Here is a 23352-nt window from a genome sequence, read left to right on the forward strand (position 1 = left end):
AAAAGCCAACCCACGTGCGACCAACCGAGTTCACCTCCTTGTTGTCCGCTTTGGCCTGCCTGATTCTTTTGTCGTTGTTCGGTTGCCGTCAGCACGACCAGGCTTCTTCGAGCGCGAGCGGGCAGGCCGGGACCACCATCACCGCATTGATCTGGGCCCCTGACTGGCCGGAGGAAATGCTGCAGATCGCCGCTGAATTCAGCAAGCTGAATCCGGACGTTCACGTGAACGTGCAGTTCATGATCGGCAATTCGGTCGAGGAGAATATCAAACCTCGAATTGCCTCTGGCAACTTGCCCGATCTGGTGAGTATCAATCCGAATGCCTACGCGGCCGATCTGGCCGATCAAGGGTTTCTGGCCGACGTCAGCAAGACCTCCGCATGGAACAACATGCTCGATCCTCTCAGGGAGGATTGGACCAGCCGCCAATCCAGGCGCTTCGGAATAGCGGGGGGCGTGGCTACCACGCTGATCTATTACAACCGCGACATGTTCGCGAAGGCGGGGATCAAAGAACTGCCGACCAACTTCAACGAGTTCCTCGCGGTGTGTGAAAAGCTCAAACATGCGGGCTATACGCCTATCATGTGGAACGGCGGCTTTCCGAATATGCTTGGAAACGGTCCCTTCAGCTCAGGCTTTGCCAACAATGTGGTGGCGCGCGAGCCGGACTGGAAGAACAAGATCAGCGACGGCACGCTGAATCTGAACACACCTCAGGTAGCCGATATTTTTGCCAGGATGCTGCTGATCCCGGAGCGTGGTTTCGTACAGGAATCGTTCATGGCGACGGGTTACGATGACGGCATCAGGCTATTCAAGGAGGGCGCGGTCGCGATGGCTTTTCACGGCAGTTGGGCCGCCGGACTGTTGCTCCATGGCAACCCGTTCGACGTCGGCGTGTTCATCCCGCCCTGGAATGCGCCCGGCAAGCCGGTGGTGCCGGTGATCGGCAGCGAAACCGGCTTTGCCGTGCTCGAGACGCCCAACAAAGCCGCTGCGATGCGTTTTCTCGAGTTCATTGGCGGGCAAGGGTTTTCCATTATTCAAAGAAAGCGCCGGAATATTTCGCCGTTCAGGCAGACCTCGGCAACGGTGGTGAGCGATCCGAAGATGGTCGATTACACGAACATGGTCAGCCGCTACCCGGTCACCGGCAGCCCGTACTATTCGGCGCTGCCCTCCAATTCCATCGAGCGGCTGCATCGGCTGATGCAGGATGTGCTGTTCAGGAAGATCACGCCAAAACAGGCGGCGAAGTTCCTGGACGAGTCTGTCAAGAATGAAGCGAAGATGCATTACAAATGAGCTCACTCGTCGGTTGGCTGCGAAGCGCATTCGCCTACTTCTCGCTGGATCTGCTGCGCCGTGTCGAAATTCGCTACCGGCTCATCACCGCGTTCATCCTGCTTTCGCTGCTACCGATACTTATTTCCGGCTACATTTCTTATGTAGAGTCGACCGCGGCAATCAAGCAGAAGGCGGAGATTTTTTCGAAAGAGGTGGTCAAGCAGGTATCCAGGAACATCTCGCTGCGCATAGAACAGATCGAGACGGAAAGCGGCCTTCTGGTGTTGTCGGATCGTGTTCAGGACGCTCTGATCCGTGCCGCGAATGGCAATGAAAAAGAGCGCAGCGACGCGCGGCTCGACATGACCCGGCTGCTTCTGGAACACTACGGATCGGTTGATTTCATCAACCAGAAATATCTGCTCGACAAGAGCAACCGGATCATGGACACCCAGGCGTTCGCGCAACTGACGCGAGGGGTATTAGGTCTCGTCGAGCAGGCGCCCAATCACAGTGGCCGTCCTTACTGGGGCAGCTACGACAACGGCGTCGGACAACAGAACCTTGGGATGGTGCGGGCCATCATCGGCAAGAGCGACAATCGGCAGATCGGCAATCTGGTTCTGGTTATTCGCCCCGAACATTTTTCATCGATCTTTAATGATGTCGCGTTGGGCAGTGGAACCGAGATCTATGTACTGGATGCCAGCAATAACAGGCTGATCATTCGTGCCGACGGTGCACCCATGACCCGCGACGGTATCGCCGAGCCAGGGCTGATCGAAAAGATCGCAAGCGCCGGGCCGAACGGCGGGCCGGGTGTTTTCGTCGCCTTCGACGGTAAGAGCGGGGGCCGGTATCTTGCCGCGTACACCCGCATTCCGGGCACGACATGGTTTGTGGTCAGCACCATTCCTGAGAAGAAGCTGACCGCAGAGGCACAGTCCGTGCGCAACCAGATCATACTGGTTGGCGTCGCGGGGTTCCTGCTATCGATCTTCCTTGCCTACTTCATTTCGCACAGCATCTCTGCACCGCTCAAAGCGCTGGTGCGGGAAATGCATGCCACCGGTAGCGATGTGGGGGCCGAGATCGATGCGCAACCGGATGCTCACACCGATACTGGCGTCAAGGATGAACTCGGCAGGCTGGCGCAGCGATTCGAACGAATGCGTGCGGCGATCCGGCAGAAGATGCAGAAGATCAACGAGATCAATGCTTCCCTTGAGCAGACCGTCATCGAACGAACGGCGGAACTCGTCACCAAGGAGCAGCAGTCGCGCACGTTGATCGAAAACTCGCCCGACACGATTACGCGTTACGACAGGCAACTCCGGCGTACCTATGCCAATCCGGCGTTCTGTACTTCGGCGGGGCGCAGCCTCGACGAAGTGCTCGGAAAGCGGCCTTCAGAGGTTCCGGGCGGCGCTAACGCACTGATCTACGAGAGGAAGATCAGCGAAACGATAGCAAGCGGAACGAGTGGCCAGTTTGAACTGAGATGGCTCAGTAAGGACGGACAGGAACAGTGCAGCCATATCCGGTTGACGCCGGAGATCGAGCGCTCAGGCGAGGTGAGTTCCGTGTTGGCGGTCGGTCGTGATTTATCGGACCGGATGGTATTCGAAGCAACGATATGGAAACAGGCCAATTTCGATGCGCTGACCCATCTCCCGAATCGCCAGATGTTTCATGACCGGCTCGACCACGAAGCGAGAATGTCGCATCGTTCTGGACGGCCAATGGGTTTGATGCTGATCGATCTGGATCGGTTCAAGGAGGTCAACGATTCCCTCGGCCATGATACCGGCGACATCCTGCTGATCGAGGCCGCGAGGCGGATCACTTCGTGTGTGCGCGAATCCGACACCGTAGCCCGCCTTGGCGGTGATGAGTTCACGGTCATTCTGTCGGAACTGGACAACACCGAAAGCATTGAACAGATCGCGAAGACCATTATCGACACGCTGGCCGAACCCTTCAGGCTCGGCCCGGATGACGCCTTCATTTCTGCGAGTATCGGCGTCACGCTTTATCCTCAGGACACCCGTGAACTGGATGTTCTCTTCAAGAATGCGGACCAGGCCATGTATGCGGCAAAGAGCGCCGGGCGAAACCGTTTCAGCTACTTCACGCCCGACCTGCAAGTGGCAGCGGAAAAACGCCTGCGCCTCACGAACGATTTGCGTGCCGCTTTGCAGGCTGAACAGTTCCGCATCTATTACCAACCCATCGTCGATCTGGCGACTGGCGAGATTTACAAAGCGGAAGCGCTGATTCGTTGGCTGCACCCCGAGCGTGGCATGATCAGTCCGCTCGATTTCATTGCGTTGGCAGAAGACACAGGGCTCATCGTTCCGATCGGCGATTGGGTGTTCAAGCAGGCGGTGCACCAGACTCGTCAGTGGCGCCAGCGATTTCACCCGTCGTTTCAGATCAGCGTCAACATGTCACCCGCGCAGATTCGTCAAGACAATCTGGTGTGTATTCAATGGTCCGAGTACCTCTTGCAGGAAGGGATGCCCGGAATGAGCGTCGCCATTGAAATAACCGAAGGCTTGTTGCTGGACGCCGAATTGAACGGGAAATTACTGACGTTCCGTGATGCCGGAATTCGGATCTCGATTGACGACTTCGGGACGGGTTACTCATCCCTTGCGTATCTGAAGCGTTTTGACATCGACTATCTCAAGATCGATCGTTCGTTCGTACAGAACCTCGGCTTTGATCCAGACAATCAAGCGCTGTGCGAGGCAATGGTGATGCTTGCGCACAAGCTGGGATTGAAAGTGATTGCAGAGGGAGTGGAGACGACCGATCAACGCGATTTTCTCGCGGCGGTGGGGTGTAATTTTGCTCAAGGGTTTTTGTATTCCGAGCCGGTGCCGGCTGACCAATTTGAAGAGCGTGTTTGGCCGCGAATCAAGGATGTGGCCGATGAGGAACTGCACGGCTGGTCTTGAGATATTGGCGAGGCAGTGAATGACGGGTGCGAGCGAGGAGCGCACATGATGCGCTGGGAGTCGCACCGTTGCAGCTCGAACGGCGGCTCCGGTCGAAACGGATGTTCGCGGCTGCTATCTGACCAGCGAGTCGGAGACCGGCAAATTGCTGGATGAAATACGGGCGCTGACTCGTCGGCAATCGAGTGGAAACTGAGGAGAGCCTGAGCGCGCACCATACCGCTTCGTGGTTGCCGTCAGCTCTATGGTGGGTGCCGTGAGGGCACTCACTCCTCGCATTTCACGTCCTTCTTCGACACAACGATAATCGCCGGGTATGTCCCCTGGTCGAGTTCCACGCGCGCGACCACGGCCATCGTCGTGCTGTCGATATCGTCGTACACGCTAACTCGTTCACGCCGCAGGCTCGTCATGCCGACACAGCCAGACGCGCGCCCCTCGTCGGATATCTGGCATTGAATCGGATGGTCTGCCAGGTAGCGATATCTGTCTCTGTCGGGCGTCGCGAGGTATTCGCGAAAGCTCTGTGCGGTTCCACCGATACCCGTGACATACCCAATGGCGCACTGCTGTTTGGGCGTATCGGTGTCCCCGGACGTGTCGGCGTTCGCGGTCGCGCTTGTGGCTGCGATGACCACCGCGAGTGTCGATGCAAGCAGGTATTTCATGGCGCGAATCACATTTGTCGGATCGAAGTGCTGGATTGTAATGGCATCCACTGCGATCGGTGCGCCTCGCGCTCAGATCGCCAGCAATTCCCCTGCATGCAGGTGCTGATTGGCTGCGCCAAACCGGAGGCCGCAGGCCTGGGTGAAATAACCCGCCGTATCCGCGCCTTCCACGGGCAATTGGAGCGATTCTGTGCCGGCACTCGCTATGGTGAAGCTATACGAAGCCGTACGCACTATCGGCCCCGATCCGTACGGGGCGCAAAGGATATCTTCTGCTCTTCATACAGACGGTATATGAGTTCGAGCATTTCCCGAATGTCTCGCGACTCGTCGAGCGCACGCATACTCATGATGATCGGAGAGACCAGAGTCGGGTCATCCAGTTCCTTGTAGCTCACATCGTCCCGCTTCAGGCCGTAGACGCTACTCGGAACGATGGAAATACCTTCCCCCGCCGCGACGAGGCCGAGCGCAATCTGCAGCTCCCGGACTTCATAGATCCGGCGAGGTTTGAGTGCCCGGTCCTGAAATGCCGCCAGTACCTGGTCGGCATAGCTCGGGCGCGGCGACTTCGGAAAAATAATCAGAGTCTCGTTGACCAGGTCACGAAGCGCGACGACCGGTTTGGCAATCGAAAGTGGATGGCCGTCCGGGAAGGCGACAATCATCTTCTCTTCGCGAAGAATCACCCGGCGGATGTTGGTGTCCTCGAGTCGAATGCGGCCAAAGCCGACATCGATCCGGCCGTCCTTCAGCGCTCTGATCTGATCCATCGTCGACATCTCGTGCAGGCTGAGTTCGACGGTCGTGTTCTCGTCGCGAAAGCGCCGGATAATTTTCGGCAGCATCCCGTACAACGTTGAACCCACGAATCCAATCGAAAGACTTCGTTCAATGTTGCCGACCCGCCTCGTCATCGATTCGAGCTCCGCGGTCTGAGACAGCAGTTGCGCGGCATGAGAATAAAAGAACTTACCCGTTTCCGTCAGTTTCAGCGGGCGCGAGTTGCGCTCCAGGAGCTGCACGCCCAGCGATTCTTCGAGTTGCTGTATCTGACGGCTCAGAGGCGGCTGGGCGATGTTCAACCGTTGCGCCGCGCGTGTGAAGTTGCGTTCTTCGGCCACCGCGACGAAGTAACGAAGATGCCGCAGTTCCATTTCGATACCTCCTGGATATAGACCGATACCAAATCAGTGTTGGACGAGGCTTTCCGGCGTCCATTATCCTGCATTCACACTCTGTTTCAGCAATCGATTATACCTTTCAAACATAAACCAGTCGGTGCCGAATCGAGGGTTAACCCCAGCCAAAAATACAGAGATTCAGGAGCAGACATGAGCGTTAAAGTGTTCGATACGAAGGAGGTGCAGGACCTGCTGAGGGCCGCTGCCAACCTCGGAAGCCAGGACGGTGACGCACGCGCCAAACAGATCGTCCAGCGCTTGCTAGGCGACCTCTTCAAGGCCATCGACGACCTCGATACGACCCCTGATGAAATCTGGGCCGGCGTCCACTACTTCAACAAGCTTGGTCAGGATGGCGAAGCAGCGCTGCTTGCCGCCGGTCTCGGTCTGGAGAAATATCTCGACATTCGCATGGATGCAGCGGACAAGGCGGCCGAAATCACGGGCGGCACGCCGCGCACCATCGAAGGCCCTCTGTATGTCGCCGGTGCGCCGGTGCGCGATGGCGTATCGAAGATCGACATCAATCCCGACGGCGATGCAGGCCCGCTGGTTATCCGCGGCACGGTCACCGGTTCAGACGGCGAGGCCGTTGCCGGTGCGATGGTCGAGTGCTGGCACGCCAACTCGAAAGGCTTCTATTCGCACTTCGACCCGACTGGTGCGCAGTCCGCATTCAACCTGCGTGGCGCGGTCAGCACGGGTGCCGACGGCAAGTACGAATTCCGCACGCTCATGCCGGTGGGCTACGGCTGTCCTCCGCAGGGCGCGACTCAACAGCTGCTGGACGTGCTCGCCCGGCATGGCAACCGTCCGGCGCATGTGCACTTCTTCGTGACCTCCGGCAAGCACCGCAAGCTGACGACGCAAATCAATATCGAGGGCGACCCCCTGATTTGGGACGACTTCGCCTACGCCACTCGCGAGGATCTGATTCCGCACGTTGTCGACAAGACCGGCGGCGCGGCGTTGGGCATGAAGGCCGACGCGTACAAGGAAATCGAGTTCAACATCCAGTTGACGCCGCTGGTTCAGGGCAAGGACAACCAGGTCGTCCATCGCCTGCGCGCATCGGTTACGGCGTAACCGCTCGACGCGGCGGCTGAGTCGCACCACTGCTGCCGCTCAATCCTTCGCAAGAATCCTTTCGACACCGAAGCGCGTGCTCCATTGCCTGGAGCACGTGTAGGGAGAGCTCACATGTCCGTCATTATCGACAAAGCCACGCAGCTGGATGAACTGCTTCATACCGCCGTCCAGGACGACAGGCAGAACGGTGTATTCCGTTGCCGCCGCGATATCTTCACGAACGCCGATCTGTTCGATCTCGAGATGAAGCACATCTTCGAGAGCAATTGGGTCTATCTCGCGCATGAAAGCCAGATTCCCAATAACAACGATTACTACACGACGTGGATCGGCCGCCAGCCCATCGTGATAACCCGCGACAAAACCGGCGAACTTCACGCGGTCATCAACGCCTGTGCGCATAAGGGTGCGATGCTGTGCCGGAAAAAGCACGGCAACAAAGGCACTTTCACGTGCCCGTTCCACGGCTGGAGCTTCGCCAACACCGGCAAGCTGTTGAAAGTGAAGGACGTGAAGACCACCGAATACCCGGTGCAATTCAATACCAACGGTTCGCACGACCTGAAGAAAGTCGCTCGTTTCCAGAGCTATCGAGGCTTCCTGTTCGGCAGTCTCAACGCGGATGTGATGCCGCTGGAGGACTATCTTGGCGAGACCAGAATCATCATCGACCAGATCGCCGACCAGGCCCCGGACGGGCTGGAAGTATTGCGCGGCAACTCTTCGTATATCTACGACGGCAACTGGAAGATGCAGATGGAGAACGGTTGCGACGGCTACCACGTCAGCACCGTTCACTGGAACTATGCCGCCACGATGGACCGTCGCAAGGTCGACGGCACCAAGGCGGTGGATGCGAATGGCTGGAGCAAGTCGGTAGCCGGCGTATACGGGTTCGACCACGGCCACATTCTGCTGTGGACCAACACGATGAACCCGGAAGTGCGGCCGGTCTATCAATACCGCGACGAAATCAAGGCGCGCGTCGGCGAAGTGAAGGCGGACTTTATCGTCAATCAGACTCGAAACCTGTGCCTTTATCCCAACGTGTTTCTGATGGATCAGTTCAGTACCCAGATTCGCGTCGTGCGCCCGATCAGCGTGGACAAGACCGAAGTCAGCATTTTCTGCTTTGCCCCGAAAGGTGAGAGCGCAGCCGACCGCGCGACCCGCATCCGTCAATACGAAGATTTCTTCAACGTCTCGGGAATGGGCACTGCCGACGATCTCGAAGAGTTCCGCGCTTGCCAGGCGGGTTATGCCGGCACCACTGCGCTATGGAACGACCTGTCGCGCGGGGCGCCGTTGTGGGTCGAAGGCCCCGACGCGAATGCGAAAAGTATGGGGCTCAAGCCGCGTATCTCGGGTGAGCGCAGCGAAGACGAAGGCCTGTTTGTGTGTCAGCACGAATACTGGGTGCACGTGATGCGCGACGCGCTGAAAAAGGAACAAGGGGAGGCACTGGCATGAGCTTCGATTACCAGAAAATCTGCGCGGTGCTGTTCCGCGAAGCCCGCCTGCTCGATGACCGTCAGTGGGACGCATGGCTTGCCTGCTATGCCGAAGACGTCACCTACTGGATGCCCGCGTGGGATGACGACGACCAGCTCACCGACGACCACGAGAGTCAGATTTCGCTGATGTATTACGCGGACCGTGGCGGCCTGGAAGACCGTGTGTTCCGCATCAAGACCGAACGCAGCGGCGCTTCGATGCCTGAACCCCGGACCAGTCACAACGTGACCAATGTGGAAGTGCTGGCCGAGCGCGAGAACGAAGTGGACGTGCGCTACAACTTCAACACGCTCAGTCATCGCTACAAAACCACTGACCAGTTCTTCGGCACCATGTTCGTGACGCTGAGAAAGGCCGACGATGAACTGCTGATTTCCTATAAGCGAATCGTGCTTAAGGACGACTACATCCGCCAGGTGCTCGACGTTTATCACGTTTGAGACCCGGCACAGGCGGAAACTGAAGTGGAGGAGGCAAGATGTCCAGCTACAACATTGCACTGAATTTCGAAGACGGCGTGACCCGTTTCGTGACCTGCAAGGCGGGCGAGAAGGTACTCGATGCTGCCTTTCGCGCGAAGATCAATCTGCCGATGGATTGCTCCGACGGCGTGTGCGGCACCTGCAAGTGCCGCGCCGAAAGCGGAAGCTACGACCTGGGCGACGACTACATCGACGACGCGCTGAGCGAGGATGAGAAGGAGAGCGGCCTCGTATTGACCTGCCAGATGGTGCCGCAAAGCGATTGTGTGATTGCGGTGCCGGCCTCTTCCACAACGTGCAAGACCGGGCAGAGCAAGTTCGCCGCGACCGTATCGAAGATCGAACCGCACAACGACGCGGCCGTCGTGCTCGAACTGGACGTGGACGCGGCGGCACCGGTATTTTTGCCGGGTCAGTACGTGAACATCGATGTGCCAGGCAGCGGGCAGCATCGCTCGTATTCGTTTTCATCGGCGCCGGGCGAATCGAAAGTCAGTTTTCTGATCAAGAGAATCACCGGTGGAGTGATGAGCACCTGGCTCGATTCCGCACAGCCAGGCCACAAGCTGGAGCTGACCGGCCCCCTCGGCAGCTTCTATTTGCGTGCGGTGGCGCGGCCCTTGCTGTTTCTTGCGGGCGGCACGGGCCTGGCACCATTCCTGTCGATGCTGGAAATGCTGGCGCGCACCCATTCGCAGCAGACGGTCCACCTGATTTACGGCGTGACACGAGAGCTTGATCTGGTGCAGGTCGATGCAATCGAAGCGTACATGACGAAGTTGCCGAACTTCACCTATGCCACCGTCGTGGCCGAAGCGGATTCGAACCACCCCCGCAAGGGTTGGGTCACGCAGCACATGCCGCCTGGAGCCTTGAATGACGGTGATGTCGACGTGTACCTGTGCGGGCCGCCACCCATGGTCGATGCCGTGCGCAAGCACTTCGACGATAACGGCGTGAAACCCAACAGCTTCCACTACGAGAAGTTCACTCCCAACGCCGCACCGAGGATCGCATGAACACGCAACGATTCGCCGGCAAGGTCATGGTCGTCACCGGCGCGGCGCAGGGCATCGGCCGCGCAGTGGCGCTGCGTGCAGCCGCCGAGGGCGCCAGGGTGCTGTTCGTCGACCGCGCCGAGTTCGTCGCCGAGGTTGCGGCCGAAGCAGGCGGTGCGGACACGGCAGGCTTCGTCGCCGACCTCGAGACCTACGAAGGCGCGGCAGCGGCGATGGCCTTTGCGGCGAGCCGGTTTGGCGGCATCGACATCCTGGTCAACGGCGTGGGTGGCGCCATTCGCATGCGTCCGTTCGCCGAGTTCGAGCCGGCGCAGATCGACGCGGAAATCCGGCGCTCTCTGATGCCTACGCTGTACGCGTGCCATGCCGTGCTGCCGCACTTGCTCGAGCGTGGTGGGGGCACCATCGTCAACGTTTCCTCGAATGCCACGCGAGGCATCCGCCGCGTACCGTATTCGGCGGCCAAGGGCGGTGTCAATGCGATGACGCAGTCGCTGGCAATGGAGTACGCCGGGCACAACATCCGCGTGGTCGCCACAGCACCAGGCGGCACCGATGCGCCGCCGCGACGCGTCCCACGCAATATCGCCGGCGACAGCGAGCAGGAAAAAGCGTGGATGGGCGACGCGGTGAAGCAGGTCACCGACTCGACGTTTCTCAAGCGCTACGGCAGCATTGAAGAACAGGTCGCGCCGATTCTGTTCCTTGCGTCGGACGAGGCCAGCTATATCACGGGCTCGGTGTTGCCGGTGGCAGGCGGGGATACCGGCTGAATTCGACGCAAAGCCTGGCGAGGCGAGGGGGGCACGCTTTACCCACGCTTGAAAATAACGCTCGTCGTACCGGGCTCGATCGGCGACGAAGTGTGCTGGTGGACAATCTTCCACCCATCGCCGGTCTGCCTGAGCGTCATGGTCAACCGATTGTCCATCGAGCGCAGTTCCACGCCTTCGGCCGTCACGGCTTTGAATTTCACGAAGGCGTGAACAAAGGCGAGGTCCTGGCCCACCGTCGCTTGCACGTCGCTGAAATCGACGATAACGCGTTCTGTACCCAGCGAGCCGAACCAGCCCGTCGTCATTTCCCGTAAGGACGTGATGCCCTTGCATGACCACGCAGCCCACATATCGAACAGCACCACATCCCGGTCGTACAGCGCTTCGAACCGGTCGACATCTTTTGCGAAGACCGCGGCCTGGTAGTCGGACAGGACCTGCAGAATCGGATCGGCGAGTTTGTCCACGGTGTTGCCTCCGGAATGGGATTGCGATGGCGGCCGGAGCTCAGGGAAAACGGCAACGCCAGGCTCCTGACGAGTTGTTTTGCCAAACAACGACGTTTGAGAAGCCCTGGAATCGACACCGGACCAAAAAAATCTGCGCGCCTGGCGCTGCCTTGCCGGCATCCCGCTATCCGGCTACCGATAGTTCACGAAGTTGATGATGTCATTGAGAAACCACGGCAGGATCAATTGCGTATCGGAATAGCTGGTGCCGACGCTGAGCCTCGGTGGCCTTGATGTGGAGTCGTAAGGCACTGCTCCGTTGGGTCCGTGCAGGATGTAGCTATCCGTGTCAGCCGGATTTGTGCGAGCGCTCTGATCATTCGTGGGCGACGATGTCGACGATGTCGACGTGCAGCCAGCAGCGAGAAAGACGAGGACCGTGGCGAAGCAAAGGGGTTTCATGCTGGTTGGAACTCCCGCAACGTTTTACTTTGAAAATATGGCCGACTACCCAGACGCGGCGTCGCTCTTCAAACCGATACCGGTTCGCCCAATAAACCACGGGCGACAGGCAACCGGCTTGCGCATCCGAGCCTACACGTTACCTTAATTCACCGCCGTCCACGGCGGCCAGCCTCCGCGTGTTGGAATTGCTGCACCGCAGTTGATCCGATCTCCCCGCGCATGCGATGCTTCCGATGCTCTTGATCCGGCAGTAGCGTGCCGGCGATGCATGCCGCATACAGACGGCATCGCGCGACGAGACCAGTGCAATGCCCATCTACCCAGGAGGCGACATGAGCATCCAGTCACAGTCTCGTACCGTTGCGGCGTCAGCGAATGACGCGCGATTCCTCGACCCATCGTTGCAAACCACCGCATGGCGGCTTGCTGCGCACGTTTCGCGCGGTCGACACCGCATCACGCAGCAGCGCTCGCTGACCGCACTCAGCGTGGCATGCATCGCAAGTCTCGCGTTCGCGTCGGCGAGTTGCCTTGCCGATACCCAGGTTGGCGCAGCGTTGCCACCCGCACCGGACATCCTGTACGGCGATCTGTTCGTCGCCGTGCAGACCGCGCAGATCTTCAGCGACCAGAAGACCTTCGTGGATTCGACGCCGAAAGAGAATCCCGCGACGATCGTGCAGCTATACGAAGCACAGAAGGGCCAGCCTGGTTTTTCGCTGCTCGCCTTCGTGAACCAGTATTTCACGCCGCCACCTGATCAGAGCATCACGCCGCCGCCCAACCAGAGTCTGCGCGAGCACATCGACTGGCTATGGTCCGGTCTCACGCGCACGACAACGACCGCGCCCGACTACAGTTCGCTGATCCCGCTGCCCAAGCCCTACGTCGTGCCGGGCGGCCGCTTTCGCGAGGGCTATTACTGGGACACCTATTTCACGATGCTCGGCCTGCAGGAATCGGGACACGAAGATCTGGTCGACAACATGCTCGATAACTTCGCGTACATGATCGACACGTTCGGCCATATTCCGAACGGCAATCGCACGTACTACCTGAGCCGCTCGCAACCGCCGTTCTATTCGTACATGGTGGAACTTGCCGCGCAGAAGGAAGGCAACAAGGTCTATCAGAAGTATCTTCCTGCGCTGCGCAAGGAGTACGCGTACTGGATGCAGGGGGCATCCAGCACCGCGCGCGGCAGTGCGACGCGTAACGTCGTCGTGTTGCGCGACGGCACGGTGCTGAATCGCTACTGGGACGAACTCGACACGCCGCGCAACGAGTCCTATATCGAAGACGTGCAGACCGCGCAGCAGGCCAGTGGACGCCCGGCAAACGAGGTCTACCGCGATCTGCGCGCCACTGCCGAAAGCGGCTGGGATTTCAGCTCGCGCTGGTTCGGCGACAACCAGAACCTGTCGACCGTGCGCACCACGTCGATCATTCCGGTCGATCTGAACAGCCTGCTGTTCCATCTTGAGACGACGATCGTGCGCGGCTGCACCCTCAACCGAGATTTCGCCTGCGTCGCGCAGTTCGCCGGCTACGCGGCGCGGCGTGCGGAGGGCATCAACCGTTATCTGTGGAACGACAAAGGCTACTACGGCGACTACGACTGGCAACTCGGCAAGATTCGCGACAATCAGACGCCCGCCATGCTTTATCCGTTGATGGCGGCCGTCGCGTGGCCTGATCGCGCGTGGAAAACCGCGCGGACAGTGCAAAGCGTGTTGCTCAAAGAGGGCGGTCTGACGACGTCGACCTATAACACGACGCAGCAATGGGACGCGCCGAACGGCTGGGCGCCGTTGCATTGGATCGCGATCCAGGGCCTCAAGCGCTATGGACGCGCCGATCTGGCAAAGCCGATCGGCACGCGCTTTCTCGCGGACGTCGAAAATGTCTACAAGACGCAGCAGAAACTCGTCGAGAAGTATGTCGTCGAAGGGGCGGGAGAGGGCGGGGGCGGCGGCGGGGAGTATCCGCTGCAGGACGGCTTTGGCTGGACCAACGGTGTAACGCTGATGCTGCTCGATATGTATGGCAATGGGCAGTGATGGATGGAGCCGCTACCACTTTAAAGACGCTTCATAACCGGATTCAGCCCATGTGAATGGGCTGGATTCGATCCTGTCATGCGCAGGAGCGCGTGGATCCAGCCTCGACGCCATCCAGTGCGGGTGCGGGTGGATCGACGTACAGCGCGACCACATTGACCATTCCTTGTCTCGCCATCTTGGCGTACGGACAGACGCGCTCGGTGCTGCGCACGAGCTGCTCGGCGATAGCCCGGTCCACACCGGGCAAGTGAATCCGGATGTCGGCTGTCAGCATGTACATCCCGTCTACCGGGTCGCGTCCGAACGTCACGGAAGCGTCGACGGCCGCGTTGACGAGCGGAATGTCGTTTCTGGCGGCAATCAGCGTCAACGCGCCGTGGAAACAGGCTGCATAGCCGGCGGCGATCAGTTGCTCGGGATTGGTGCCGCCACCCGGGCCGCCCAGGGCTTCCGGCAAGCGCAGGTTGAGATCGAGATTGCCATCGTCTGAACGGACGATTCCGGACGCTCTGCCGTGTTTGGCCTCACCACCCGTCACCCGTACGGTGCCGGTGTAGAGCCCCTGGAAGTCCGGCCCGTGATATTTATCGAGCACGGTCAAAGGCGGAGGCGTGAGATTGTCCATGGTGTTGATCCGGTGGTGCTTTGAATCTGTTCAGACGCGGCAGCGCAGGGGTGAGCCTGTCGCCCGCCAGCGTGCGACTCGCGCACGCCACACGCCAGTGACGCATACGCGAATCGTAGGCGTGTCCCGTCGGACGCGGAAGCCCCGGTAGGAACGCATGGTGTTGCCTTTCAGGAAACAATCAACCCCGCGAGCCTGCTCGTCCCGGATTGCGAACGATTTTGCCCTGATACGAAGATGACACGGCAGGGTATTGGCCACGTCGTCAAGCTTGTGTAGCAGGACGATGCCGACAAAGATCACGCCGCGTGCGTGAACTATCCACGAACGTGCAAGGCGTTCCGCGCGACCGCACGGGCGGTGCCGTACTGCGAGTGCGTAATGAAATGGAAGTGTGACATGGCACAAGGAACATCCGATGCGCCGTTCATCCCGATCGGCGCATCTGGAGCGATCTTTGCCGCTTCGATCACCGCGGCACATCGTTTCTGGATAGACGGCCAATCGCTCGCGATTGGCCGTCGGGAACGTTTCGTGCCATCATTCCTCTGACTTTCTTCGAAAGCCGCCGAAGGCCGGCCACCTCGCGCAGCCGGCCGATGATGACCCACCACAGGTGTCTCGAACCCTGGTCATCATCGAATTCCAGACTGTCATTCCAACCACTTCTTGAGATGCAGCCATGAAAACAACCTCCGTCGCGAAGCTTTTGATCGCTTCTCTGCTCGGTACGTCATTCGCCGTTTTCGCTCAACCTCACGATGACAACCATCACGGTGGTCCATCCTCTCAAGGCAAGCACGGCGGCCATGGGGGACACCCCCAATCACATGGTCACGGACCTGCGCCGCACGACGCTGACTCGCGGCGTCCGGGCGGGCCGGTGCCCCATGCCGACTGGCACAAGGGTGAACGGCTTCCGGCGGAATATCGTAACCGCAACTACGTGGTCGACGACTGGCACGGCCACGGCTTGCAAGCGCCGCCGCGCGGGTATCAATGGGTCGGGGTGAACGGGGACTATGTGCTCGCCGCGATTGCCACCGGCGTGATTGCAAACGTTCTGCTTTCCAGTCACTAGCCGATTGAATCAGTGTCGACAGCTCGCGAGTTGTCGGTATCGAGGGGCGGCATTTTTGGCAGGCACGGCGCTTCGTAATGCTACGAGCTTGCCTCAGCCTATGTCTGGCAAGAAATGACGCGGTGTGATCGGACCTCCTGTCGCCCGAAAGGCCGCCGATCGGATTCGACGCCGATAGCGGCCACTCACCAGCCTAACGCGGCAACGCCGCCAGCGCGATCTCCGCTGCGCTGCCCAGTTGTTCGACATGCCAGCACTTGTCGATCAGCGCACGAGTCTGCTCCGGCGAAAGAATCCCATCGGCGAGATCGGAGAATTTCTTTTCGAGCTGCTGATCGCTCATCGGCACTTCGGTGCTGCCAATCGCATGCTGGATGAATTTATGCAGCTTGCGGCCGTCTTCGAGCGTGATCGTCATGTCCACCTGTTCCGGCTTGATCGCCGGATCGATGGTGGCATTCACCTTGTCGCGCAGGGCGACCGTCATCGGGTCGCGCACTTTCGCATCGCTAAACTGTTTCTCGCCCGCCGCTCCGTCGATCACCGCGATGGCCACCGCGTGATAGATGCTGAACTTGCCTTCGAGCCCGATCTGCGGCGTCTTCTTACCGGTCAGTTCGATGACGAGAGGATGCACGCGAAGCTCGATTGAGCGGATCTGATCGGCCTTGAGATGATATTGATTGCGCAACTGAATCGCCGCGTCGATCGCGGGGTGAATGACGATGCCGCAAGCAAACGGTTTATAAGTGTTGAGCGTCGACTCGTAATGAGAGCCCAGGCCTTCGGTGATTTCGCGGTAGTCCTGTTTGGTGCTGATGGTATTGGCCCAACCGCGTTTCGCTTCGATCATGCCGTCCGAACTCGTATAGTCCTGAGCGGCCAGCAACGCGGCGAAGATGCCGTTCGCAGCCGCGCGTCCCGGGTTGAAGCTCTTGTTCATCGAGCCGAACGATTCACGCAGACCGACCGGCTGCGACGCGGCCAGACCCAATGCCCACACCATTTGCTGAACGCTCAGCCCCATCAGTTTGCCGGTTGCCGCCGCCGAGCCGAACACGCCGCATGTGCCGGTGATGTGCCAGCCGACATCATAGTGATTCGGATAGACGGCATTGCCGATGCGCAATTCCGTTTCCACACCCAGCACGAGCGCGTTCAGAAAATCTTTGCCCGACACCGGATGGTATTGCGAGAACGCCAGAATGGCGGACACGACGGGGCCCGCCGGGTGAATGATCGTCTTCAGATGCGTATCGTCGTAATCGAAGATATGACTGCTCACACCGTTGATGAATGCCGCGTTCATGATGTCGAAGCGCTCGGTGCGGCCCAGCAGGTTCGCTTGCGGCGGTCCCGAGAAGGGCGTGAGGGCGGCGACCGCGCGATTCACCGTCTCGTCGTGCGAGCCGCCGACAGCGACGCCGACCCAGTTCATCAAGGTCCGCACGCCTTCCTTGCGCACCGGTGCGGGCAGGTCCTGATAAGCCGTTCTGGTGATGAACTCCGCGAGGATGCGCGTGACTTTCGGCGGACGTGCGCTGGTGCCGCCCGCGCTGCTGGCGGACGCCGGTGCGGAAGCCGCGGCGGCGTCGGACGATTGGGCGAACACACTCGCGCTGGCCGTGGCCGATGCCAAAGCACCCGCGGCACTGGTCTTCAGAAAATGACGCCGATCGATAGCGGCCATGTTTTTGTCTCCTTCAGGTTTGATGTTCGATATGGTCGATACGGCGGCGAGGCGAGCGGCTGTTGCCTGCGCGGATGACGGCGCAGGCCGCGTGCCGTCGCCTGACGGGACGTTCGAAATGGCGTTGGGCGGGTCCTTACGATTTCGTGTCGAACGGTTTAGTGTCGACACATTCTGCGCCGCACTCACGCAGAGCGCCAAATTGTATGAGATGAATTACCAGATGTATACACTTCGGACGTGGGCACGATGCGGTGCTTGTCCGGGAGGGGAGTTTGAAACCGGCGACGTTGCCACCGGCATGGTGCGGAGGTTCTAACTGTCGTCGCCGTGAAATCGCCGTCACGGCGACGATCTATCTCAACGGCTGCGCGCTCAGTTCGCCGCAGCATTCGCCCACGCGATGGCGTCGGCGCCAGCGGCGATGCGCGACGGGCAGGATGGATCGTTCGCTGCACGCCACACTGCTTCCGCCACATCGAGCGAATGCGTCACAGCGGATTCCTGCTGCCAGTGGGCGAAGACTCGCTGCGCCAGCTCCGCATACGCGTCGGGAAAGCCGTTCTGCATCCGCGACTGCGCGTTCTCGCCGAAGCGGGTCTCCGGCGCGCGGCCCGGCAGGACCACACGCACGAGGACATTGAATGGCTCGAGTTCGAGCGCAAGCGATTCGGAGAATGCGTTGACCGCCGCCTTGCTGGCGGTGTACACGGAAAGCAGATGGAGCGGCCGCAACGTCACACTCGACGTGACGTTCACGACGACGCCGGCCTTTCGTTCCCGAAACTGAGGCAGGACCGCCTGGGTCATCGCTATCGTCCCGAGCGTGTTCGTTTCGAAGACCTCGCGCGCGATGTCCATCGACGTGCCTTCGAGCGCGTTGAGCACACCAACGCCCGCGTTGTTGACGAGGACGTCGATCGGCCCGGCCGCAGCCACGGCCTCGCGAATGCTTTCCTTATCCGTTACGTCGAGCGCGAGCACATGCAGACGCTCCGAGCGCGGCAGAACGTCCTCGCGCGGCGTGCGCATCGTGGCGATGACGCGCCAGTCGCGATCGAGGAAATAGCGGGCGGTTTCGAGGCCGAATCCGGATGAGCATCCGGTGATCAGAACGGTTTTCATGGGGACTCCGTGGGTGGGTTGCGATGGCAACACGATATGTCGCCATTGCCGGACTTGCTACAATCAGGCGTCCAGTTTTCATTAGAGAGAGTCCGGCCATGGTCGACCCACTCGCGGAAGTCGTCACGCTGCTGCAACCGGTCGCCACTTTCTCGAAGGTGGTCGGCGGGGCGGGGCGCTGGCGGGTTCGCCGCTCTGAAGCCGGTCAGCCGTTCTACTGCGTGATCCTCGACGGTTCGTGCCGCCTCGTCGCAAACGGCGCGAGCCGATCATCCTCCAGGCGGACGACTTCGTTCTGATTCCGGAGGTGTACGACTTCACGATGTCGAGCCTCGAACCTCCCGGACCCGACGACCTCGACACCTTGCCTGTCGCGTTGCCCGGCGGCGGATTCGGTATCGGCGAGCAGGGCGCGCCAGCCGATGTGCAACTGCTGGTGGGGCACTGCGCTTTCGGCTCGCCGGACGCGGCCATGCTGGTATCACTTCTTCCCGAACTCGTGCACATTCGCGGCGAACGCAGACTGGCCACCCTCGTGAAGCTCGTCAGAGAAGAGTCGCGCGAGCAGCGGCCCGCGCGGGACGTCGTCCTTGCACACCTGCTGGAGGTTCTGTTTATCGAGGCGCTCCGGTCAACCGGAACGGCAGCGTCGCCCGGCCTCGTGCGCGGACTGACCGACGCACGCCTCGCGCTCGCATTGCGTCAGATGCACGGGAGTCCTGATAAAGCGTGGACGGTTGCGCAACTGGCGAAGGCTGCAGCCCTTTCCCGCTCGGCATTTTTCGAGCGCTTCAGCAGCGCAGTGGGCGTCGCTCCGATGGAGTACCTGCTGTCGTGGCGCATGGCGTTGGCCAAGAAACTGCTGCGTCGGAAAGAAGGGGGCGTTGCGCAAGTTGCGGAACGCGTCGGCTACAGTTCGGCGAGCGCGTTCAGCGTCGCATTTACGCGCCATGTCGGGCAGCCGCCGACCCGGTATGCGCAGGAACAGCGGGCAATGCAAGGCTCGTGATGCGGACGGGAAAGATGGCTATTGGAAGGTGACCCGCGGTTTCGCGTCGCCGTCACGCCGCCAATCGAACCTGGCGCCCGAAAAGTGGCGTCAGTCGACCGGACGCCAACCACCGGATTCCGGACACACTACGACCTGCTCGCCATTCAGCAAGACCTGTTCTTCATCCGGCTGCGACGAGGTGGAAGGCGCGACATCGAAGACGACCTTCAGTGCTTGCGCGACACGGGCATCTTCAATGGGAAGCTCCCAGGTCAGGAAGATCTGCACATGATCCTGATCCGGCGGGAATTCGGCTGCATTGAATCCACTGCTGCCGCGCTGAATGACCCCATGAGGCTGCGCGGTATCGAATAGCACAATCGTTCCGCGGGTCAGAGGAATGCGACGGCCGAGAGAGGAAAAGTGCAGGTCGAGCCCCTTGTCCTCGCTCAGGAAAAGATTGCAGAAGGCCGCCCCGCCATATTGCGCTCCGTCATGGTGATATCGCGCGCCGCGGCAGGCCATCAGGGCCACGTCACTCGAGCCGAGTATCTCGGGCAGGCCAAGCGCGCGCGTCCAGTCGGACGCTGCCTGCACGCAGCGTGCGTATTCCGGCCAACGCATGCGCGCTCGCGCCAAAGGCATGACCTCGACGTCTCCAGGTTCCAGAACCAGGCGCGACGCGATCTCCCGTTGCCAATCCGCCAGCAGACGGGTAGGGGGAACAGGAATATCGACCGTGCCGGACAGCATGAGATTACTGACGCTGCGACTGCGAATGGCGTGGTCGCTCCAGAAATAGGACGTCAGCGTGTCGCGCATTCGATGTGAGGGGAAGAAATGGGGTTCATCCGATGCATTGTAACGACTGCCGAAAGCCGCTTTGGCGCGGATTATCTGATGAAGTCCTTTGAACGCATTGAGTCACCTCGCCGCCGACATGTCAGCTGTCTTCTTACCTCTGACAAATTCACCGGACATAAACGGATTAAAAAGCGAGGGTAATCACCTGGAAAAGAGCACTGCAACTACTCATTTAACAAAGTTAGAATGAAACATCTAATGCTGCAATGCGGAATGCGTCGGGCCACGCACACCGCCGGCCTCGAGCATTCGCCAGGTCAAGTTGCGGCAGATTTTCTTGCCCTCTTCCTGAGCCAATTAATACGTATGACTAAAGGAGTGAGCAATGTACTTTTTGACCAACCCACAAATAGACGGGATGCAACACGATAGCGTTGCCGCCGCGTTTTCGTTGGCGCAGCGAGCATTCGAGTGTTTTGAAGAACTCGTCGAGCTGAATCAGCAGATGGTTAAGACGACGCTGGCCGAGAACCAGAAGGCCTGGCTGATGGCGGTGTCGGGTCAGGCACCCGTCGAACTTTGGTCTCATCAGACCCATGCTGCGCGCTCGCTTGCCGAAAAAGCGCGTTCTTATAACCACCAGTTGCTTGGACTGGCGGCCCATACACACGCCGAGTGGATGAAATTCACCAAGGCGCGCTTCGAGCAGCACAACGGCAAACTGCAAGCGCTTGTCGACGGCGTCGCGAGCCGCGCGCCTGCCGGTTCCGATGCTGCCGTCACGATATTGAAGTCGACGGCTTCCAGTGCCGGTGCCGCTTACGACACGGTGTTGAAAGCCACCGCGCAAGCCATCGCAATGGCGCGGCGTAATCAACTGACGGCCGTTGCCCCGGACTCTGAACAGTCCCGCGATCACGCTGGCGCTGATTAGCCGGGCACGGCAGGGCCATTCAAACGTTTTTCAAAGAAGCAGGACGGATCGGACGATCCGGACCGGCATGGCATCGCATTTCCTGTTGGTTTGTCCGGGGACCGGATTGAACGGCGTATGAGTGCGATGTCTTGTCCGTTCATTGACCCTGACGTTGCGAGGGGACACCCGTAATCAGAATCGCGTGAATCACGCGGTTTCTTTTCAGACGAGGTTGCAATGATCGAACGATGGATGGGATTGACGATCGGGGTTTCCGCACTGCTGATCGCAATACCGCTGGTAATCAGCCATTATCGCCGCGAACACCGTCGTGGGCAGCTTCTTCGAAATCTCAATCACGTCGACTGGTGGTATCGCACGCGCGGACCGAAATAGACGCGAAACAACGCATTCAAGAAAACGAGTAGTTCGGGAGTGTAATGGGATTTGACGCCTCTTGTAAAAGTGATCTGTTGCATATCGAAGCGATAGTGGTTGCGCTCGAAAGGATAACGACCAGCGGCGACTCGATTGCGTCGACAACGCTGATCAACGAGCCGGGCTATTGGCGTCAGCGTATCGAGACGCTACTCGGCCGACACGATATTTCGCGAGCCGATCGGGACCATGCCCAGGTGTTGCTGAAAAGATTGCGCGGCATTGGCAAGCTGCCGCCGGAGAGCCAACGGAGCGAACAACGGAACGAGGATCGCGAAGATCGAAAAGACGTGGTCTGGCAAACGCAAGGGGATCGGCATGAATAGTAGGCAGCTCGAAAGAGAGCTTAAATTACCGGCGATCCGTGCTGCGGATTGCCATCGTCTGGTGGTGCGCGCACGCGTCCAGGGGATACGCGTCGCGGCGATCTGGCAGGTCTTGCTGCCGTTTTCGCGCAACGTCGAGCACGTGGATATCAAAACGTTTCCGGATAGCGGCTTCGAGGAAGTCGAGATCGCGCTCGTTCAAACACGACGTGAATTGCTGGATTCAATCGTCACGCGGTTTAACGGTATGTCGTGGGTGATGAGCACGAGACTTTGTTAGGGATGTCGAGACTCCATTGCGTCGCAAAACGCGACGCGATGAAGAACGAGTCTCTTCTGACTCGCCTTCGCATTTTTCCTGTAGGTGAGACGCGAGCCTCGCGTCCGTTGAAGCTTCAGGTGGCGCAAGCGACCTGCCTGAGCCAGCGTATCCCACGCAAGCTGGGCGCCCTGCGCCATGCGCGCCGAACGCAGCGTCCGCTCGCGTACATACCCCACCATCCCGCTCAGCTTGTCGTAGCTCCCGACTGAATACCCGAATAGCGCGTACGAGGCGCAATGCCATGGTCGGCTCTGATCGCGTTTTCCGTGATCGCGTTGCCCTGAGAAAGTCGAAGGCCGGTCACGTCGCGCTCGTCGTCCTCGACCATGACAGGGGTGTCACCCCGCAGATTGCGCAGCGCGTGGATGAGCTCATGCGCGAGACCGATGAATGGCGGCCGGTGCCCATCCGGTGTGCTGAATTGATTGGGATTCCAGCGGATCGACGACGGCGATCCAACGTCGCCGTCGAGAAAGCTCAGTTGAGGGTCCAACCACTCCGCGGCATCGAACGGCTCAGGTACGACTGGGGATGAATTCCCCGCGGCTCGTCGAGCGATCTGCCTGTTTCCGCGCGCACGATCGATATTCGACGCGGTCGTGGCGTTGCCGCGCAGATAGATCCGCTTGCCAAACGACGGCCCTCGCGATAGTGACAACCCGGTGCTATCCCCGGAAGGAAGAATCGCCACTTTATAGGGCAGGGACGTGTGAACAAGCACCCCGGCCATGACGATTGCGTCCATGAGTCTGCGGCCAATCGTGCCGCTCGCGATTTTCCCCAGTGCCTCTAGCGTTGCCGCGACGAACGATTGCGGCTGCCGTGGATACCTGCCGATCATGACGCCGCCGTATGGGGTCGGCGTCCATTGCACCTCGTTTCGTGGCTCCGGCGTCGGCTGATTGAAGATCGATGGAATCGTGATGACTGGCATGAACTGATGTCGTTCCGGTGAGCAGATTCTTCCATAACAGTCATTGAAAGCGTTTTATTCCATGCCGCAACAGCTGCTCTCACTTCCCGGATGAGATGGAATAGATCCGGCTGCCTGGATGTTGTGATGGCA

Annotated in this window: 22 protein-coding genes and 1 pseudogene; 15 read left to right on the forward strand and 8 right to left on the reverse strand. The window is 59.7% G+C overall.

All coding sequences use genetic code 11. The features are described 5' to 3' along the window. The first annotated feature begins 74 nt into the window (after positions 1–74). Together ACZ9H4_RS17225 and ACZ9H4_RS17230 are read left to right on the forward strand one after the other, a co-directional pair. Positions 75–1310 (forward strand): ABC transporter substrate-binding protein, encoded by a 1236-nt coding sequence (locus tag ACZ9H4_RS17225; RefSeq protein ID WP_408326868.1) that lies wholly within the window; start codon positions 75–77, stop codon positions 1308–1310. Then, positions 1307–4255, forward strand: coding sequence for a bifunctional diguanylate cyclase/phosphodiesterase (locus tag ACZ9H4_RS17230; RefSeq protein WP_476119919.1), 2949 nt, complete (start codon positions 1307–1309; stop codon positions 4253–4255). The genes ACZ9H4_RS17225 and ACZ9H4_RS17230 overlap by 4 nt, the downstream gene beginning before the upstream one ends. Before the next feature lie 266 nt (positions 4256–4521). Here the strand turns inward: ACZ9H4_RS17230 and ACZ9H4_RS17235 are convergent, their stop codons facing one another. Both ACZ9H4_RS17235 and ACZ9H4_RS17240 read right to left on the reverse strand, forming a co-directional pair. After that, the gene (locus tag ACZ9H4_RS17235; protein WP_476119921.1) at positions 4522–4923 is read right to left on the reverse strand and encodes a hypothetical protein; all 402 of its coding nucleotides are present in this window, start codon (positions 4921–4923) and stop codon (positions 4522–4524) included. A gap of 236 nt (positions 4924–5159) precedes the next feature. After that, positions 5160–6083: a LysR family transcriptional regulator gene (locus ACZ9H4_RS17240; RefSeq protein WP_408145356.1), complete on the reverse strand. Its 924-nt coding sequence runs from the start codon at positions 6081–6083 to the stop codon at positions 5160–5162. 177 nt (positions 6084–6260) lie between these two features. Between ACZ9H4_RS17240 and catA the strand changes: the two genes are divergently transcribed. The 5 genes from catA to benD all read left to right on the forward strand — a co-directional run bounded on the left by catA (position 6261) and on the right by benD (position 10988). Continuing rightward, the gene (gene catA / locus ACZ9H4_RS17245) at positions 6261–7196 is read left to right on the forward strand and encodes a catechol 1,2-dioxygenase (RefSeq protein ID WP_476120371.1); all 936 of its coding nucleotides are present in this window, start codon (positions 6261–6263) and stop codon (positions 7194–7196) included. A gap of 114 nt (positions 7197–7310) precedes the next feature. Further along, positions 7311–8669, forward strand: coding sequence for a Rieske 2Fe-2S domain-containing protein (locus ACZ9H4_RS17250; protein WP_408326745.1), 1359 nt, complete (start codon positions 7311–7313; stop codon positions 8667–8669). Then, the gene (benB, locus tag ACZ9H4_RS17255; protein ID WP_408155431.1) at positions 8666–9154 is read left to right on the forward strand and encodes a benzoate 1,2-dioxygenase small subunit; all 489 of its coding nucleotides are present in this window, start codon (positions 8666–8668) and stop codon (positions 9152–9154) included. The genes ACZ9H4_RS17250 and benB overlap by 4 nt, the downstream gene beginning before the upstream one ends. Positions 9155–9192: 38 nt before the next feature. After that, on the forward strand, positions 9193–10215 hold the full coding sequence (gene benC / locus ACZ9H4_RS17260; RefSeq protein WP_408155429.1) for a benzoate 1,2-dioxygenase electron transfer component BenC: 1023 nt from the start codon (positions 9193–9195) through the stop codon (positions 10213–10215). After that, positions 10212–10988, forward strand: coding sequence for a benzoate diol dehydrogenase BenD (gene benD, locus ACZ9H4_RS17265; RefSeq protein ID WP_408145360.1), 777 nt, complete (start codon positions 10212–10214; stop codon positions 10986–10988). The genes benC and benD overlap by 4 nt, the downstream gene beginning before the upstream one ends. A 38-nt stretch (positions 10989–11026) precedes the next feature. On the opposite strand, the gene ACZ9H4_RS17270 is transcribed toward benD, so the two are convergent. Beyond that, the gene (locus ACZ9H4_RS17270; protein ID WP_408155425.1) at positions 11027–11458 is read right to left on the reverse strand and encodes a YybH family protein; all 432 of its coding nucleotides are present in this window, start codon (positions 11456–11458) and stop codon (positions 11027–11029) included. A 779-nt stretch (positions 11459–12237) separates the two neighbouring features. Here ACZ9H4_RS17270 and treA point away from each other — a divergent pair. Beyond that, positions 12238–13965, forward strand: coding sequence for an alpha,alpha-trehalase TreA (gene treA, locus ACZ9H4_RS17275; protein WP_476119925.1), 1728 nt, complete (start codon positions 12238–12240; stop codon positions 13963–13965). A gap of 76 nt (positions 13966–14041) precedes the next feature. Here the strand turns inward: treA and ACZ9H4_RS17280 are convergent, their stop codons facing one another. Then, complete coding sequence (locus ACZ9H4_RS17280; RefSeq protein ID WP_408155423.1) at positions 14042–14593, reverse strand: Ohr family peroxiredoxin; 552 nt, start codon at positions 14591–14593, stop codon at positions 14042–14044. A 399-nt stretch (positions 14594–14992) separates the two neighbouring features. Between ACZ9H4_RS17280 and ACZ9H4_RS17285 the strand changes: the two genes are divergently transcribed. Further along, positions 14993–15145: a hypothetical protein gene (locus ACZ9H4_RS17285; RefSeq protein WP_408145368.1), complete on the forward strand. Its 153-nt coding sequence runs from the start codon at positions 14993–14995 to the stop codon at positions 15143–15145. Between the two features lie 130 nt (positions 15146–15275). After that, a complete protein-coding gene (locus ACZ9H4_RS17290; protein WP_408145370.1) occupies positions 15276–15674 on the forward strand; it encodes an RcnB family protein in 399 nt (132 codons plus the stop codon). 193 nt (positions 15675–15867) lie between these two features. Here the strand turns inward: ACZ9H4_RS17290 and ACZ9H4_RS17295 are convergent, their stop codons facing one another. Both ACZ9H4_RS17295 and ACZ9H4_RS17300 read right to left on the reverse strand, forming a co-directional pair. Further along, entirely contained in the window at positions 15868–17364 is a 1497-nt protein-coding gene (locus ACZ9H4_RS17295; protein ID WP_476119928.1) for an MmgE/PrpD family protein, read from the reverse strand. 375 nt (positions 17365–17739) lie between these two features. Beyond that, positions 17740–18489, reverse strand: a complete 750-nt coding sequence (locus ACZ9H4_RS17300) for an SDR family oxidoreductase (RefSeq protein ID WP_408145374.1) — start codon at positions 18487–18489, stop codon at positions 17740–17742. A 98-nt stretch (positions 18490–18587) separates the two neighbouring features. On the opposite strand from ACZ9H4_RS17300, the pseudogene ACZ9H4_RS17305 reads away from it, so the two are divergent. Then, positions 18588–19498, forward strand: a pseudogene (locus ACZ9H4_RS17305) (AraC family transcriptional regulator). A 90-nt stretch (positions 19499–19588) separates the two neighbouring features. Here the strand turns inward: ACZ9H4_RS17305 and ACZ9H4_RS17310 are convergent. Further along, positions 19589–20302 carry a hypothetical protein gene (locus ACZ9H4_RS17310; RefSeq protein WP_476119930.1) on the reverse strand — a complete coding sequence of 238 codons (714 nt, stop codon included), beginning with the start codon at positions 20300–20302 and terminating at the stop codon, positions 19589–19591. A gap of 367 nt (positions 20303–20669) precedes the next feature. Here ACZ9H4_RS17310 and phaP point away from each other — a divergent pair, with 367 nt between their 5' ends. The 4 genes from phaP to ACZ9H4_RS17330 all read left to right on the forward strand — a co-directional run bounded on the left by phaP (position 20670) and on the right by ACZ9H4_RS17330 (position 22244). Continuing rightward, on the forward strand, positions 20670–21218 hold the full coding sequence (phaP, locus tag ACZ9H4_RS17315; protein WP_476119932.1) for a TIGR01841 family phasin: 549 nt from the start codon (positions 20670–20672) through the stop codon (positions 21216–21218). A gap of 219 nt (positions 21219–21437) precedes the next feature. After that, positions 21438–21596: a hypothetical protein gene (locus ACZ9H4_RS17320; RefSeq protein WP_408145382.1), complete on the forward strand. Its 159-nt coding sequence runs from the start codon at positions 21438–21440 to the stop codon at positions 21594–21596. Between the two features lie 44 nt (positions 21597–21640). Then, positions 21641–21964, forward strand: coding sequence for a hypothetical protein (locus ACZ9H4_RS17325; protein WP_408145384.1), 324 nt, complete (start codon positions 21641–21643; stop codon positions 21962–21964). Continuing rightward, the gene (locus tag ACZ9H4_RS17330; protein ID WP_408145385.1) at positions 21957–22244 is read left to right on the forward strand and encodes a hypothetical protein; all 288 of its coding nucleotides are present in this window, start codon (positions 21957–21959) and stop codon (positions 22242–22244) included. The genes ACZ9H4_RS17325 and ACZ9H4_RS17330 overlap by 8 nt, the downstream gene beginning before the upstream one ends. A gap of 226 nt (positions 22245–22470) precedes the next feature. On the opposite strand, the gene ACZ9H4_RS17335 is transcribed toward ACZ9H4_RS17330, so the two are convergent. Then, positions 22471–23220 (reverse strand): M91 family zinc metallopeptidase, encoded by a 750-nt coding sequence (locus tag ACZ9H4_RS17335; protein ID WP_476119935.1) that lies wholly within the window; start codon positions 23218–23220, stop codon positions 22471–22473. Positions 23221–23352: the final 132 nt, after the last annotated feature.

Source organism: Paraburkholderia sp. TE9906, assembly GCF_056279605.1.